The sequence below is a fragment of the Roseivivax sp. THAF30 genome, assembly GCF_009363575.1.
In the GTDB taxonomy this organism is placed as follows: domain Bacteria; phylum Pseudomonadota; class Alphaproteobacteria; order Rhodobacterales; family Rhodobacteraceae; genus Roseivivax; species Roseivivax halotolerans.
In genome coordinates this window covers 280,907-293,315 of the sequence record NZ_CP045389.1, presented here as the reverse complement: position 1 = coordinate 293,315, position 12,409 = coordinate 280,907, and the positions used below count along the sequence as shown (strand labels likewise).

16 protein-coding genes are annotated in these 12,409 nt (G+C 64.7%); 5 read left to right on the top strand and 11 right to left on the bottom strand.

Annotated elements, in window-relative coordinates; genetic code table 11:
* Positions 1–84 precede the first annotated feature (84 nt).
* Both FIU91_RS01325 and FIU91_RS01320 read left to right on the top strand, forming a co-directional pair.
* Complete coding sequence (locus FIU91_RS01325; protein WP_152461118.1) at positions 85–510, top strand: tellurite resistance TerB family protein; 426 nt, start codon at positions 85–87, stop codon at positions 508–510.
* Between the two features lie 76 nt (positions 511–586).
* On the top strand, positions 587–1,837 hold the full coding sequence (locus tag FIU91_RS01320; RefSeq protein WP_093012303.1) for an MFS transporter: 1,251 nt from the start codon (positions 587–589) through the stop codon (positions 1,835–1,837).
* On the opposite strand, the gene FIU91_RS01315 is transcribed toward FIU91_RS01320, so the two are convergent.
* From FIU91_RS01315 to mbfA, 8 genes are all read right to left on the bottom strand, one after another.
* Positions 1,812–2,747, bottom strand: a complete 936-nt coding sequence (locus tag FIU91_RS01315) for an alpha/beta fold hydrolase (protein ID WP_152461117.1) — start codon at positions 2,745–2,747, stop codon at positions 1,812–1,814. The genes FIU91_RS01320 and FIU91_RS01315 overlap by 26 nt on opposite strands.
* Complete coding sequence (locus tag FIU91_RS01310) at positions 2,744–3,655, bottom strand: ornithine cyclodeaminase family protein (protein WP_152461116.1); 912 nt, start codon at positions 3,653–3,655, stop codon at positions 2,744–2,746. Before FIU91_RS01310 ends, FIU91_RS01315 begins: the two co-directional genes overlap by 4 nt.
* Positions 3,652–4,275: an HAD family phosphatase gene (locus FIU91_RS01305; protein WP_152461115.1), complete on the bottom strand. Its 624-nt coding sequence runs from the start codon at positions 4,273–4,275 to the stop codon at positions 3,652–3,654. Before FIU91_RS01305 ends, FIU91_RS01310 begins: the two co-directional genes overlap by 4 nt.
* Complete coding sequence (locus tag FIU91_RS01300) at positions 4,272–4,730, bottom strand: YaiI/YqxD family protein (protein WP_093012294.1); 459 nt, start codon at positions 4,728–4,730, stop codon at positions 4,272–4,274. The genes FIU91_RS01305 and FIU91_RS01300 overlap by 4 nt, the downstream gene beginning before the upstream one ends.
* Positions 4,727–5,557, bottom strand: a complete 831-nt coding sequence (gene fghA, locus FIU91_RS01295) for an S-formylglutathione hydrolase (protein WP_152461114.1) — start codon at positions 5,555–5,557, stop codon at positions 4,727–4,729. Before fghA ends, FIU91_RS01300 begins: the two co-directional genes overlap by 4 nt.
* Positions 5,558–5,626: 69 nt before the next feature.
* Positions 5,627–6,553, bottom strand: coding sequence for an AEC family transporter (locus FIU91_RS01290; protein WP_093012288.1), 927 nt, complete (start codon positions 6,551–6,553; stop codon positions 5,627–5,629).
* Between the two features lie 45 nt (positions 6,554–6,598).
* Positions 6,599–7,294, bottom strand: coding sequence for a nitroreductase family protein (locus FIU91_RS01285; protein WP_152461113.1), 696 nt, complete (start codon positions 7,292–7,294; stop codon positions 6,599–6,601).
* A gap of 47 nt (positions 7,295–7,341) precedes the next feature.
* Positions 7,342–8,316, bottom strand: a complete 975-nt coding sequence (mbfA, locus tag FIU91_RS01280) for an iron exporter MbfA (protein WP_152461112.1) — start codon at positions 8,314–8,316, stop codon at positions 7,342–7,344.
* Between the two features lie 147 nt (positions 8,317–8,463).
* Between mbfA and FIU91_RS19290 the strand changes: the two genes are divergently transcribed.
* Positions 8,464–8,619: a hypothetical protein gene (locus FIU91_RS19290; protein ID WP_172974889.1), complete on the top strand. Its 156-nt coding sequence runs from the start codon at positions 8,464–8,466 to the stop codon at positions 8,617–8,619.
* Between the two features lie 76 nt (positions 8,620–8,695).
* Positions 8,696–9,322, top strand: coding sequence for a TetR/AcrR family transcriptional regulator (locus FIU91_RS01275; protein ID WP_152461111.1), 627 nt, complete (start codon positions 8,696–8,698; stop codon positions 9,320–9,322).
* A gap of 3 nt (positions 9,323–9,325) precedes the next feature.
* Here FIU91_RS01275 and FIU91_RS01270 read toward each other — a convergent pair whose 3' ends face one another.
* Genes FIU91_RS01270 through FIU91_RS01260 form a run of 3 tightly spaced genes read right to left on the bottom strand, consistent with a single transcriptional unit; the run spans position 9,326 to position 12,082 of the window.
* A complete protein-coding gene (locus tag FIU91_RS01270) occupies positions 9,326–10,045 on the bottom strand; it encodes an NYN domain-containing protein (RefSeq protein WP_093012276.1) in 720 nt (239 codons plus the stop codon).
* An 18-nt stretch (positions 10,046–10,063) separates the two neighbouring features.
* Positions 10,064–10,906, bottom strand: coding sequence for an ACT domain-containing protein (locus FIU91_RS19760; protein WP_216651619.1), 843 nt, complete (start codon positions 10,904–10,906; stop codon positions 10,064–10,066).
* A 45-nt stretch (positions 10,907–10,951) separates the two neighbouring features.
* Positions 10,952–12,082 carry an S-(hydroxymethyl)glutathione dehydrogenase/class III alcohol dehydrogenase gene (locus FIU91_RS01260; RefSeq protein WP_152461109.1) on the bottom strand — a complete coding sequence of 377 codons (1,131 nt, stop codon included), beginning with the start codon at positions 12,080–12,082 and terminating at the stop codon, positions 10,952–10,954.
* Between the two features lie 51 nt (positions 12,083–12,133).
* Here FIU91_RS01260 and FIU91_RS01255 point away from each other — a divergent pair, with 51 nt between their 5' ends.
* Positions 12,134–12,403: an I78 family peptidase inhibitor gene (locus tag FIU91_RS01255; RefSeq protein WP_093012267.1), complete on the top strand. Its 270-nt coding sequence runs from the start codon at positions 12,134–12,136 to the stop codon at positions 12,401–12,403.
* Positions 12,404–12,409 lie beyond the last annotated feature (6 nt).

Below are 12,409 nucleotides of genomic sequence, written 5' to 3'. Positions count from 1 at the left end.
TCAAGCGTGCGCTACCTATTGCGGTGTCGGGACCGGGTCAATATTTCTACGACGAGTTCCCGTGACCCCCAAGGATGACGCACGATGCCCGATAGCGTAGAACACTCGATGTCCCCGCAGGATGCGCTCGTTGCATTGATGGTCGCGGTGTCGGCTTCGGACGAGAATATCCGCACCTCCGAGCTGGTGAAGATCCAGTCCATCGTCGGCACCCTGCCCGTTTTCCTTGGCTACGACACCGACCGGATCAAGCATCTCTCGCAGATGGTCTTCGACCTCTTCGATCAGGATGATGGGCTCGACGCGCTGTTCGGCCTGATGCGCGAAGCGCTGCCCGAGCGCCTGCACGAGACCGCCTACGCGCTCTCCTGCGATGTCGCCGCCGCGGACGGAACGCTCACCGACACCGAGCTGCGGCTTCTCGAGGAGTTGCGCTACGAACTCGAGCTCGACCGCCTGCACGCCGCCGCGATCGAGCGCGGAGCCCGCGCACGGCACATGCGGGCGTGAAATCGTCACCAATACAATGAAGAAATTGCCGTAGCGGGCCCCTGCCGGTAATTCATGACGTCGAAGGAGAGACGTCATGGACCGTCCCGCACCGCTCGTCACGCCCGTTCTCATCGCGGGCTGTATCATCATTCTCGTGTCGTTCGCGATCCGCGCGAGCTTCGGCGTCTTCCAGATCCCCATCGCAGAGGAATTCGGCTGGCTGCGCGCGGAGTTCTCACTCGCCATCGCGATCCAGAACCTCGCCTGGGGGATCGGGCAGCCGATCTTCGGCGCGCTCGCCGAGAAGATGGGCGACCGCCTCGCGATCATCATCGGCGCGCTGATGTATGCGGCGGGGCTCGTGCTGTCGTCCTTCGCGACGACACCCGAGGCGCATCAGATGCTGGAGGTGCTCGTGGGCTTCGGCGTCGCGGGCACGGGCTTCGGCGTCATCCTCGCGGTGGTCGGGCGATCTTCATCGGCCAAGAACCGCTCGATGTCGCTGGCGATCGCGACCGCGGCCGGCAGCGCGGGTCAGGTCTTCGGTGCGCCGCTTGCCGAATGGATGCTGGGCTTCATGGCCTGGCAGGACATCTTCCTCGTCTTCGCCGCAGCGATCCTCTGCGTGCTTCTCTGCCTTCCGATGATCCGCGCGCCCGAGGCGTCCAAGGCCGAGCTCGAGGAAACATTGGGCCATATCCTCGGCCGGGCCTTCCGCGATCCGTCCTTTTCGCTGATCTTCATCGGCTTTTTCTCATGCGGCTATCAGTTGGCTTTCGTCACGGCGCATTTCCCGGCCCTCGTGACCGAGATGTGCGGGCCGATCCTGCAGGGCGGCGTTCTGCATTCCATCGGCATCACCACGACCTCGGCGCTTGGCGCGGTGGCGATCTCGCTCATCGGGCTGTTCAATATCGCGGGCACGCTGATCGCGGGCTGGCTCGGCAATTACTTCCCGAAGAAATACCTCCTCGCAGCGATTTATACCGGACGAACCATCGCGGCGGCACTCTTCATCGCACTGCCCATCACGCCGCTTTCGGTCTTGGTCTTCAGCGCTGTCATGGGCGCGCTCTGGCTTGCCACCGTGCCTCTGACCTCCGGGCTCGTCGCGCATATCTGGGGGCTGCGCTACATGGGCACGCTCTACGGCATCGTTTTCTTCTCGCACCAGCTTGGCAGCTTCGTGGGCGTCTGGCTGGGCGGGCGGATGTACGACCTCACCGGCGATTACACGATGGTCTGGTGGGTTGGCGTCGGGGTCGGCGCGCTCTCGGCGCTTGTGCATCTCGGCGTGAAGGAAAACCGCGACGCGCCGCCTATGCGTCCTGTTGCGACGACCTGACGCGGACTTCGTCCATCAGCCGTGCGAGCGCGAGCCCAAGCTCCTCGGGATGGGTGAAGGGCAGACCGTGATCGGCCCCGGCAACGACCTCCTGCCGGGCCTCGCGGTTCGCCTGGGCGAGTTGCCCCATGCCAGACAGCGGGATGACCGGATCGACATTGCCCCAGACCGCCAGAACGGGAAGCCCCGTCTCGGCAAGCGCGCGATGCAGGCGCGGCACGGGCTTCGACAGGCTGTGCCTGAGGCTCGAGAGCACCGCGCCGACGAAGCCCCGCCGGTCCAGCGCATCGCGCTGCGCCTCCCGCACGAGCTCCGGCGCCTGCCCCCTATCGATCGCGGCACGGTGCCGGCCTGGCCAGAGCATGTGAAACAGCCAGTCGCCGATCCAGGGCCAGTCGATGACAAACCGCTGGAAACGACTGAACGGCATCCCGAGCCCGGCAGGCGCCACCAACGCGACCTGTCGATAGCGGCCCGGCTCTTGGGCCGCCGCGGCGGTCGCGATCACTCCGCCCATGGAATAGCCGATGAGCGTCAGATCCTCGGTCAGATCGTAGTGATCCAGCACGTCCTGGAGCTGCCGCACGTAGAAGCCCGGCGTATGCCGGGCGCGCGGCGCGTCGGACAGGCCGCGCCCGTAGAGATCGTAGACCAAGACGCGAAATCCGGTCTCGTCGAGTTGCCGCGCAAGTCCTTCCCACGCGGTCGACGGCGTGGTCAGGCCGTGGATGCAGACAGCCACCGGCCCGCGCGTTCGCCCGAGCCAGCGGCAATGGGTGACACCCTGGCTGAGGGGCACCAGCTCGCCCGGCGCGGTGTCGCGAAGGGTACGCACATCCTGCCGCATCCGCTCCCGCATGACCGGCAGGGCCGCGACCACCGCCAGGGCAAGCGCGAGCGCCCAGATCATCCGGCCCAGGCCTGGTGGATGTAGCGGGCGCACATCAGGTCGAGATGCGCGCCGCCGCCGTTCTTCAGGATGGTGATATCGTCGTCGCTCCGCGTGAAGGCCTCGGGCGAGTAGTAATCCGCGATCACGTCCTCGCGGCGGATCGCGCCCGAGGCCAGCGGGATCTTGAGCTCTCCGATATGATCGAGCGTCGTCTCGAAACTGTCGACGAAGATCCGCGCTTTTTGCAGCGCCGCGTCGTCGACCTCCCGCATATCGGGCCGGAATGCGCCGATGAGGTCGAGATGCTGGCCGGGGCGCAGCCACTCGCCGCGGATCACCGGCTCCTTCGCCATCGTCGCCGTCAGGATGATGTCGGCCTCGCCGACCGCCGCTTCGAGGTCGGCGGCCACGTTCAGCCCCGGAATATCTTCGGCCATACGCGCCGCGCCCTCGGGCGAGCGGTTCCAGACCGTGAATTCGGCATTCGGGAAGACTGCGCCATAGGCCTCGACCATGGAGCGTGCGACCGTGCCCGCGCCGACCAGGAGGATCTTCTGGCTATCCGGCCGAGCAAGCTTGCGCGCACCGTGAAGGCTGTCTCCCGCGGTTTTCCACTTCGTGACGAGGTGGAAATCCACGACCGCTTCCAGCTCACCCGTCGTATCGGAGAAAAGGTTCACCGCACCGTTGATCGCCGGCAGTCCATTGGCGCCGTTGCCGGGAAAGATCGTGGCGGCCTTCACGGCCAGACCCAACCCGTCGATCCAGGCCGAGCGGTTGAGCAGCGTGTCGTCACCCCGGTAGAGGAACTTGTCCGCGATTTCGGCCTTGGGCAGCCGGTGCCCGGCCTCGAAGGCATCGCAAAGGCCGAGCCAGTCGAGCCTCGCTTCGCCGTCCTCGAAGGGGATCACGGCCGGTGTTGTCACGGAAGATCGCCTTTCTCCAGAAGCCCCTGTTCGACGAGCGCGCGCCCGAACCCGTCGGGGCCGTTAAAGTGGTGAGTGCGCCAGCCGCGCGCCTGCGCTGCCTCGATGTTATCCGCACGATCGTCAGTGAAAAAGAGCCTGTCCGGGCGTATCCCGGAGTCGGCCTCGAGTGCGGCGTATATCTCCGCGTCGGGCTTTGCCATTGCCATATGCCCCGAGATGTAGGCGCGGTCGAATTCCTCGAGGAACGGCCAGATCACCCGGGCAATCTCGAATGGAGCGACGCCGAAATTCGACAACGCGAAGACCGGCACGCCCTTGTCGCGCAAGCGGCGCAGGAGGGCGACCGATTCCGGGATCTCGGGGCCCGCGATCTTGCCCCAATCGTCGTGCCAGAGCCGCACCTCTTCGCGCCATTCGGGGTAACCCTCGGCGGCACCGTAGATCGTCTCGCGGAAATCGCCGCCACGATCGACGCGGTCGTTGATCTCGTGCAGATCGACCTCCGCGAAGAGCCGCTTGCGCCGCGCCTCGCCGATCTTAGCGTCGAAATAGCGCTCGGGCTGCCATTCGATCAGCACGTTGCCGATATCGAAGACGACGGCGTCCGGCGCGCTCATCGGGCGACCCTTTGCGCCGCACGCAGCTCGCGTTCGAGCGCGTCGAGAAAGCGCGCGCGGTCCGCCTTCGAGAACGCGCGGCCACCGCCCTGCCGGAACGGATCGGCGGCACGCAGATCGCTCATCAGATCGCGCGTCGCGAGGCGCTGGCCGATATTGGCCTCGGTGAAGGCCTCGCCGTTATGCGCCAAGACCCGCGCGCCGTTCTCTATCGCACGTGCGGCAAGCGGGATATCGCCGGTGACGACCACATCGCCCGGCCCCGCGCGATCCGCGATCCACATATCGGCGATATCCGGGCCGTCGGGCACGATCACCACCTCGACCAGCGGGTTGCGCGACATACGCAAGCCGCCATTCGAGACGAGCTTCATCTCGAGCCCATGCCGGGTCGCGACGCGCTCGGCTTCTTCCTTGACCGGGCAGGCATCGGCATCGACGTAGAGTACGCTCACGCGTAAAGTGCCTCGGCGTGGAAGGCGACATGCTCCTCCATGAAGGTCGAGATGAAGAAGTAGCTGTGATCGTAGCCCTTCTGCATCCGGAACGCCCCGTCCTGCCGCCGGGCCGTCATCGCGTGGGCGAGCGCTTCGGGCTTCAGAAGGTGCAGGAACTGGTCGTCTGTTCCCTGATCGATCAGCACCGGCCCGTCGAAGCCCCGCTCCTCCATGAGGCGCGTGGAATCGCGCAGTGCCCAGGTGGAGGCATCGCCGCCGAGATAGGCGGTGAATTGCTTCCGCCCCCAATCGCTCTCAGTCGGGTTCGCGATGGGCGCGAAGGCCGAGACAGAGCGGAAGCGGTCCGGAAGATGCATGGCGATCGTCAGCGCACCGTGCCCGCCCATCGAGTGCCCGCTGATCGCTTGCCGCTCCATGTCGAGTGCGAAGTTCCGCTCCAGAAGCGTCGGCAATTCCTCGGTGATGTAGTCCCACATCTTGAAGTGCGTCGCCCAAGGGTCTTGCGTCGCGTTGACGTAGAACCCCGCGCCCTGCCCGAGATCGAAGGCCTCGTCATTGGCGACATCGTCACCGCGCGGGGAGGTATCGGGAAAGCACAGAGCGACGCCGTGATCGGCGGCCCAGGCCTGCGCGCCTGCCTTGGTCATGGCGTTCTCGTGGGTGCATGTCAGCCCCGAGAGAAACCACAGAAGCGGCACCGGCGCGGTGCGCGCTTCCTCGGGCAGAAACAGCGCGAAGGTCATGTCGCAACCGCAGGCCTCGGAGGCGTGGCTGTAGACGCCCTGCGTTCCGCCGAAGGACCGGTTCTCGGATTTCGTTTCCATGCGCGTCTCCTGACGTTTGTCGGTGCTGTCCCGAACGGCTAGCGGGCGCGTCCGTGCGGCGCAAGTGACTCAGCTCGTGACCCAGGCGATCCAGGCCGAAACGGTGACGATGCTCGCCGCTGTCGAGATCAGGATCGAGGCCGAGACCCGCTGCGGCGAGGTGCCGTAATGCTGCGCGAGGATGAAGACGTTGCCCGCGACCGGCAGCGAGGCCGCCGAGACCGCGACCGCCGCGGCATAAGGCTCGACCGGAAACAGGACGAGCGCGGCAATCGCCACGAACAAGGGATGCAGCATGAGCTTGGCGAAGCTGAGCCAGCCCGCGATAAAGAGGCGCTCCGCCGATTTCGAGGCGAGGGACGCGCCGATGGCGAAAAGCGCGCCCGGTGTCGCCGCGTTGCCAAGGATGGTGACGAACTCGTTGACCGGCACCGGCAACGTCCAGCCCGACGCGGCGACCGCGAGCCCAAGGGTGATCGAGACGATCATCGGGTTCTTCACAAGGCCCATGCCGATTGTCTTCAGAACGCCAAGGCTCATGCGTCCGTCGCGCGAGCCTTCAACGAGGATCACGAGAGCCGAGGAGAACACGATAAGGTCGATCGACAGAACGAGGATAATCGGCCCGACCGCCTCGTCGCCCAAGAGAAGCGCCAGCATCGGCACGCCGAGAAAGCCGGTGTTGCCGATGGCCGCGCATTGCGCCTCGATCGCCGCGGTCTCGACCTTCACGCGCCGCCAGAACGCGACCAGAAGCCCGACCGCGTAGACGAAGGCCGTGCCCCAAAGATAGGCCATTGCCAGCCAGGCATCGAAGATCTCGGCAAAGGACAGGTTCGCCGAGAAGCGAAACAGCATCGCCGAGAGCGCGAAGTAGAACACGAATTTCGTGAGGTACGCGCTGGCTTCCTCGGTGAAGAAACGCGTCTTGGCCGCGCCGTAACCCAGCCCGATCAACGCGAAAAAAGGCAGGGTCTTGAGGAAGATCGCCAGCATGGAACGTTTTTGAGCGAGCTTTCGCGCGGGGTCAACGCGATCGGTTCACTCGGCGAGGATCGTCATCACTTCGTCGAGGGGTTTTTTGCGTTTTGCCGATTCCGGCACCGTCGCATCCTCGGAAGGGTAGCCAACGGGCAGGATCATCACCGGCTTCTCGCGCTCGGGCCGGCCACACATCTCGTTAAGGAACTTCATCGGGTTCGGCGTGTGCTCGAGGCAGACGAGCCCCGCGTGATGGATCGCTGCAATGAGCATGCCCGTCGCGATGCCGACACTTTCGGGCACGTAATAATTCTTGTAGCGAGCGCCCTCCGCATCGACGCCCCAGCGCTCTGCGAAAACGACGATCAGCCAAGGGGCGCGGGTGAGATGGGGCTTCTCGACGCTTGTGCCTATGGGCTCCAGCGCCTGGAGCCACGCGTCCCCGGCGCCGCCGCCGTAGAATTGACGTTCCTCTTCTTCAGCACCTTCGCGGACGCGCGCCTTCATCCCCGGGTCCGAGATCGCCACGAAATGCCAAGGCTGCCGGTTTGCCCCGGACGGCGCGCTATGCGCCGCGGCGATGCAGGCGCGGATGACCGCTTCGGGGACCGGCGTCTCCGCGTAGTCGCGCACCGAATGGCGCTTTTGCATGTAGACGCGGAACGCCTCTGCGGCGGAGAGCGCCTCTTCGGGCGGGAGCTGCACCCGGTCGGGCAGCGGCAAGGGGGTATAGACCGGCTGGTCGTCTTTGGGCATCGGCTCTCTCCTCTCAGCCCGGACGAGAGCCGCTTTTCCCCGTCCCGTCAACCGGACCCGATCAGCGCCCCGGCAGCGAAGACCAGCGCGCCACCGAGGACGACCTGGAAGGTCGCGCGCAGGAATGGCGTCTGCATGAAGCGGTTCTGGATCCACGCAATGGCCCAGAGCTCGATGAAGACGACGATGATGGCGGTGATCGTCGCGGTCCAGAAATGCGGAATGAGATAGGGCAGCGCGTGCCCGAGCCCGCCGACAGTCGTCATCACGCCCGAGGCGATGCCACGCTTGACGGGGGAGCCGCGGCCGGAAAGCTCTCCATCATCGGACGCAGCCTCGGTAAAGCCCATCGAGATGCCCGCGCCGACGCTGGCGGCAAGTCCGACGAGGAAGGTGGTCCAGGTGTCCTGCGTCGCGAAGGCCGTGGCGAAGATCGGCGCAAGCGTCGAGACGGAACCGTCCATCAACCCTGCAAGGCCCGGCTGCACCCAGGTCAGCAGGAATTGCCGTTTCGCGCCGTCATCCTCGGCGCTGCGGACATCGTCCGGCAAATGCTCTGCCTCGAGCGCACCGGCCTTGCTTTCATGCCCGGCCTCGGCAGCGGCAAGATCGCCAAGAAGCTTGCGGGTGCCGGCATCCTGCGTTCTCCGCACAGCCTCGTGGTAAAAGCGCTCGGCGTCCCGCTCCATCGCGCGGGCCTCTTCGCGGATCCGGTCGAGGCTGAGGTTCTCGATCAGCCAAACCGGGTTGCGGGAGTAGAAACCCGCTACGTGTTCTCGCCGGATCAGGGGAATGACGGTCCCGAAACGCGCGGTATGCATGTCGATCAACCGCTGGCGGTGCCCATCTTCCTCGGCAGCCATGCCATCGAAAACCTTGGCCGACCCCGGATACTCCTCTCGAAGATGCTCGGCATACATCCTGTATATCCGTGCATCGTCTTCCTCGGAGGAAATCGCGAGCGCGAGGATCTCTTGTTCAGACAGGTCATCGAACCGCCGTCGGCTGGGAAGGAAACGCATGAGACCACCGGAAATTAGAATAATTCTAATTTAGACGCTCAGCCTCATGGCGCAAGCCCAATAAATGAACCGAACAGTTTAAACTTAACCTTGAATAGTGAACCATACTGTTTAGTTTACTTTTGTCTTTCAACGATGGAGATTTCCATGCGAACTCTACTACTCCCCCTCATCGTCACCGTCAGTATCGCCACGGGCGCATCCGCCGGTATCACCGCGCCGCAATTGCCTTACCTGTGGTTCCCGGACAGCGCTCCGACAGAGCCGCAGCCTGCCCAGGACGGCGCGGCGGAGACACGGTAGGCTTTGCGACGTCGCGGCGGAGATTGTTGAAACTGAACCAAGCGGTTTATACTTCTCCTTCGAGCGAGGAGAATTCATGGACGCTTCAGTCGACAAGATCCGCAAGGGCCGAAAATACGATCAGGTGATCGAAGGGGCCCGCGATGTGTTTCTGCGCGACGGCTACGACGGTGCGAGCGTCGATGACATCGCTCGCGCCGCCGGCGTGTCCAAAGCGACGCTCTATTCGTATTTCTCCGACAAGCGCCTTCTCTTCATGGAGGTCGCGCGCCTGCAGTGCCGCCATCAGGCCGAAGAGGCGATCACCCATCTCGATCGCGACAAGCCGACGGCGGAGCTGTTCTACGATGCGGGGCGGACCTTCCTCGACATCATCTTCTCGCCGCTTGCCATCCAGAATTGCCGTATGTGCCTTGCGGAGGCGGAGCGCTTTCCGGCCCTTGCCGAAGAGTTCTGGCGCTTTGGCCCGGTTTACTTCGTCGATGCCATGCTGAGCCTCTTCGACCTCGCCATCGCGCGCGGCGATCTCGACATCCCGCAGGATCGACGCGAACACGCCGCGCACCAGTTCGGGGAGCTCTGCAAGGCCGGGCTCTACATGGCACGGCTTTTCAACATACGTGGCACGGTCTCGGACGTCGAGAAGGACGAGAATGTCCGCGACGCGGTCAAGGTGTTCCTTGCGCGCTACGGCACGGCCTGACCGTCAGTCGAGCCGCCGCACCAGCATCTGGTTGCCCTGTGAGCGCTTGGTCTCGAAGACCTTCAGATCCCTGATGAGATCCGACAGCTTGCGTTTGCCATAGGTCCGCGTGTCGAAGTCGGGATTGGCGGCGGTCAGATACTGGCCGAGCTGGCCAAGCGTGTACCATTCGTCATCCTGCTCGATCGCATCCATCGCGTTGAAGATGAGATTGCGCGCCTCCTCGAGGCTGCCCGTGGCCTTCGTGTCGCGCTGCCCCGATTTCGAGGCTTCGGCGGCCGCGTCGATGTTCTCGAGGAAGATGAAGCGCTTGCAGGCCTTGCGGAAGGCATCCGGTGTCTTCTGCATTCCCATCCCGAACACCTCGAGCCCCTGTTCGCGCAAGCGCGAGGCGAGGCGGGTGAAATCGCTGTCCGAGGAGACCAGAACGAACCCGTCGAAGCGCGCCGAATGCATCAGGTCCATCGCGTCGATCACAAGCGCGATGTCGGAGGCGTTCTTGCCAACCGTGTTCGCAGGCTGGTGATGCGGCACAAGACCGAACTCGGCCGCGACCTTCGACCAGCCGGACATCTGATGGCTCGAGAAATCGCCATAGAGACGGCGCACAGCCGCTTCACCGAGCGTGGCGATCTCATCGAAGAGCGCGCGCGCGTATTTCGGTGACGTGTTGTCGGCGTCGATCAGCACAGCAAGCAGCGCGGTGCCCTTCTCGTCGGCCATCGGATCCGTCCTTTCCGCCTAAAGGCGTTTCATCATCACGAGAGCATCGACGTAGCCGTGTTCGGGATGCCGGAAAGCCTCCGGCAACCGGCCTGCCGTCACGTAGCCCGCGCGTTCCCACGTTGTCACGGCGCGGGTATTGGAGGCCACGACGAAATTGAACTGCATCGCGCGGAAACCCGTCTGCCGCGCCGCGTCCTCGGCATGGGCGAGCATGGCCCGCGCGAGGCCTTTGCCGCGCGCATCGGAATGAGTTGCGAAACCGGCATTGGCAACGTGGCTCCCCCCGCCCTTCTGGTTTCGCACGAGGTAGTAGGTGCCGAGAACCCTGCCATCGCGCTCGGCCACGAAGACCTGTCGCTCGCCGCCGGTCCAATAGGCAAGCGCGTCGGCCTCGGAGATATCGGGATCGACCGTATAGGTATCGCCCGCGCGAAAGACCGGCATCAGGATCGCGGCGATCTCCGCGTTGTCCGCCTCCGTCGCCGGGCGGATCGCGGTCGGCTCGCCCGCATCGCGGCTGAGCGCCTCAAGAGCGGAGAGCGCACGATCCGCATCCTCTTCCGGCACGAAGACATGATCGTGATTGAGCCCGGCGACGACGTTGCAGGCGATCCCTTCGCGGGTCAGCGCGTCAGCGACCGCCGCCGTCAGCCCGATTCCGTCAAGCGCCGAGGTCACGTTCAGCGTGATTTGCCGCATTATGGGACCGGACGGCGCGCCGAATTCGGCCGCCACCTCCACGGGCAGGATCAGTGACAGCCCCTCCGCCTCCCGGACGGTCGCGATCGCACGATCCGCTGCCGCTGCGGCCTCCGGCCCGGCGAAGACGTAGCGATCCGGCAGCAGCGATGGCGCCATCTGCCGGATCATCTGGTCTGTATCGCGGACGGGGCTGGTCACCGGTCAGAACGTCACGACCGCCCGGATCGACTTGCCCTCGTGCATCAGGTCGAAGCCGTGGTTGATCTCGTCGAGCGACAGCGTGTGCGTGATCATCGGATCGATCTCGATCTTGCCGTCCATGTACCAGTCGACGATCTTCGGCACGTCGGTGCGGCCCTTCGCCCCGCCGAATGCCGTGCCTTTCCAGACGCGCCCCGTGACGAGCTGGAACGGACGGGTGGAGATCTCGGCGCCCGCCGGCGCAACGCCGATGATGATCGACTGACCCCAGCCCCTATGCGTGCATTCGAGCGCATCGCGCATCACCTGCACGTTGCCCGTCGCGTCGAAGGAATAATCGACGCCGCCGGTCTGGTCGAACTCGGTCTTGGTCATCTCGACGATATGCGCGACAACCGAGCCGTCGATTTCCTTTGGATTGACGAAATGGGTCATGCCGAACCGTTCGGCCATCGCCTTCTTCTCGGGGTTGATATCGACACCGATGATCTTGTCCGCCCCGGCCATGCGGAGCCCCTGGATGACGTTGAGGCCAATGCCGCCCAGCCCGAAGACCGCGGCGGTCGAGCCGATTTCGACGCCAGCCGTGTTGATGACCGCGCCGATGCCGGTGGTTACACCGCAGCCGATATAGCAGATTTTGTCGAAGGGCGCGTCCTCACGGACCTTGGCAAGCGAGATCTCGGGCAGGACGGTGTGATTGGCGAAGGTCGAGCAGCCCATGTAGTGATGGATCGGCGTGCCATCCAACATGGAGAACCGCGTCGTCCCGTCCGGCATCACGCCCTGGCCCTGGGTCGCACGGATCCGCGTGCAGAGGTTGGTCTTGCCCGAGAGGCAGGAGGCGCATTCGCGGCATTCCGGCGTGTAAAGCGGGATCACGTGATCGCCGGGTTTGAGGCTGGTGACGCCCTCGCCGACCTCCACCACGACGCCTGCGCCTTCATGGCCGAGGATCGCCGGGAAAAGGCCTTCGGGGTCCGCGCCCGACCGGGTGAATTCGTCGGTGTGACAGATGCCGGTGGCCTTGATCTCCACGAGGACTTCCCCGGCCTTAGGGCCTTCGAGATTGACCTCCATGATCTCAAGGGGCTTTCCAGCCTCGAGGGCGACAGCGGCGCGGGTTTTCATGGTCAGGCTCCCTATGTTTGTCTGGACCTGTTTTCAGGAAAGGATCGCGTTATGCAACAGAAGATCATCGCGCTCGGAGCGCTGTTTTTGTCGGCCTGCACGAGCGCTGGAACGCCTCCTGCCGAGCCCGGCCCCGACGCGTGCGGAGCATCTGGATACCAGAGCCTCGTCGGCACGCCGCTCGCCGCCGCAGCGCTGCCTGCGGATCTCGATGCGCGGATCATCCGGCCGGGCATGGCGGTCACGATGGATTTCCGCGCCGACCGGCTCAATATCGAGGTGAACGAGGCCGGAGAGATCGTCCGCGTCTATTGCGGCTGAGAGGCG

What these genes read in the sequence shown, in the direction of transcription:
- FIU91_RS01325 (WP_152461118.1), top strand. Translation starts at nt 85, where the DNA reads ATGCCCGATAGCGTAGAACACTCGATGTCCCCGCAGGATGCGCTCGTT.
- FIU91_RS01320 (WP_093012303.1), top strand. Translation starts at nt 587, where the DNA reads ATGGACCGTCCCGCACCGCTCGTCACGCCCGTTCTCATCGCGGGCTGT.
- FIU91_RS01315 (WP_152461117.1), bottom strand. Translation starts at nt 2,747, where the DNA reads ATGATCTGGGCGCTCGCGCTTGCCCTGGCGGTGGTCGCGGCCCTGCCG.
- FIU91_RS01305 (WP_152461115.1), bottom strand. Translation starts at nt 4,275, where the DNA reads ATGAGCGCGCCGGACGCCGTCGTCTTCGATATCGGCAACGTGCTGATC.
- fghA (WP_152461114.1), bottom strand. Translation starts at nt 5,557, where the DNA reads ATGGAAACGAAATCCGAGAACCGGTCCTTCGGCGGAACGCAGGGCGTC.
- FIU91_RS01290 (WP_093012288.1), bottom strand. Translation starts at nt 6,553, where the DNA reads ATGCTGGCGATCTTCCTCAAGACCCTGCCTTTTTTCGCGTTGATCGGG.
- FIU91_RS01285 (WP_152461113.1), bottom strand. Translation starts at nt 7,294, where the DNA reads ATGCCCAAAGACGACCAGCCGGTCTATACCCCCTTGCCGCTGCCCGAC.
- mbfA (WP_152461112.1), bottom strand. Translation starts at nt 8,316, where the DNA reads ATGCGTTTCCTTCCCAGCCGACGGCGGTTCGATGACCTGTCTGAACAA.
- FIU91_RS19290 (WP_172974889.1), top strand. Translation starts at nt 8,464, where the DNA reads ATGCGAACTCTACTACTCCCCCTCATCGTCACCGTCAGTATCGCCACG.
- FIU91_RS01275 (WP_152461111.1), top strand. Translation starts at nt 8,696, where the DNA reads ATGGACGCTTCAGTCGACAAGATCCGCAAGGGCCGAAAATACGATCAG.
- FIU91_RS01270 (WP_093012276.1), bottom strand. Translation starts at nt 10,045, where the DNA reads ATGGCCGACGAGAAGGGCACCGCGCTGCTTGCTGTGCTGATCGACGCC.
- FIU91_RS19760 (WP_216651619.1), bottom strand. Translation starts at nt 10,906, where the DNA reads ATGGCGCCATCGCTGCTGCCGGATCGCTACGTCTTCGCCGGGCCGGAG.
- FIU91_RS01260 (WP_152461109.1), bottom strand. Translation starts at nt 12,082, where the DNA reads ATGAAAACCCGCGCCGCTGTCGCCCTCGAGGCTGGAAAGCCCCTTGAG.
- FIU91_RS01255 (WP_093012267.1), top strand. Translation starts at nt 12,134, where the DNA reads ATGCAACAGAAGATCATCGCGCTCGGAGCGCTGTTTTTGTCGGCCTGC.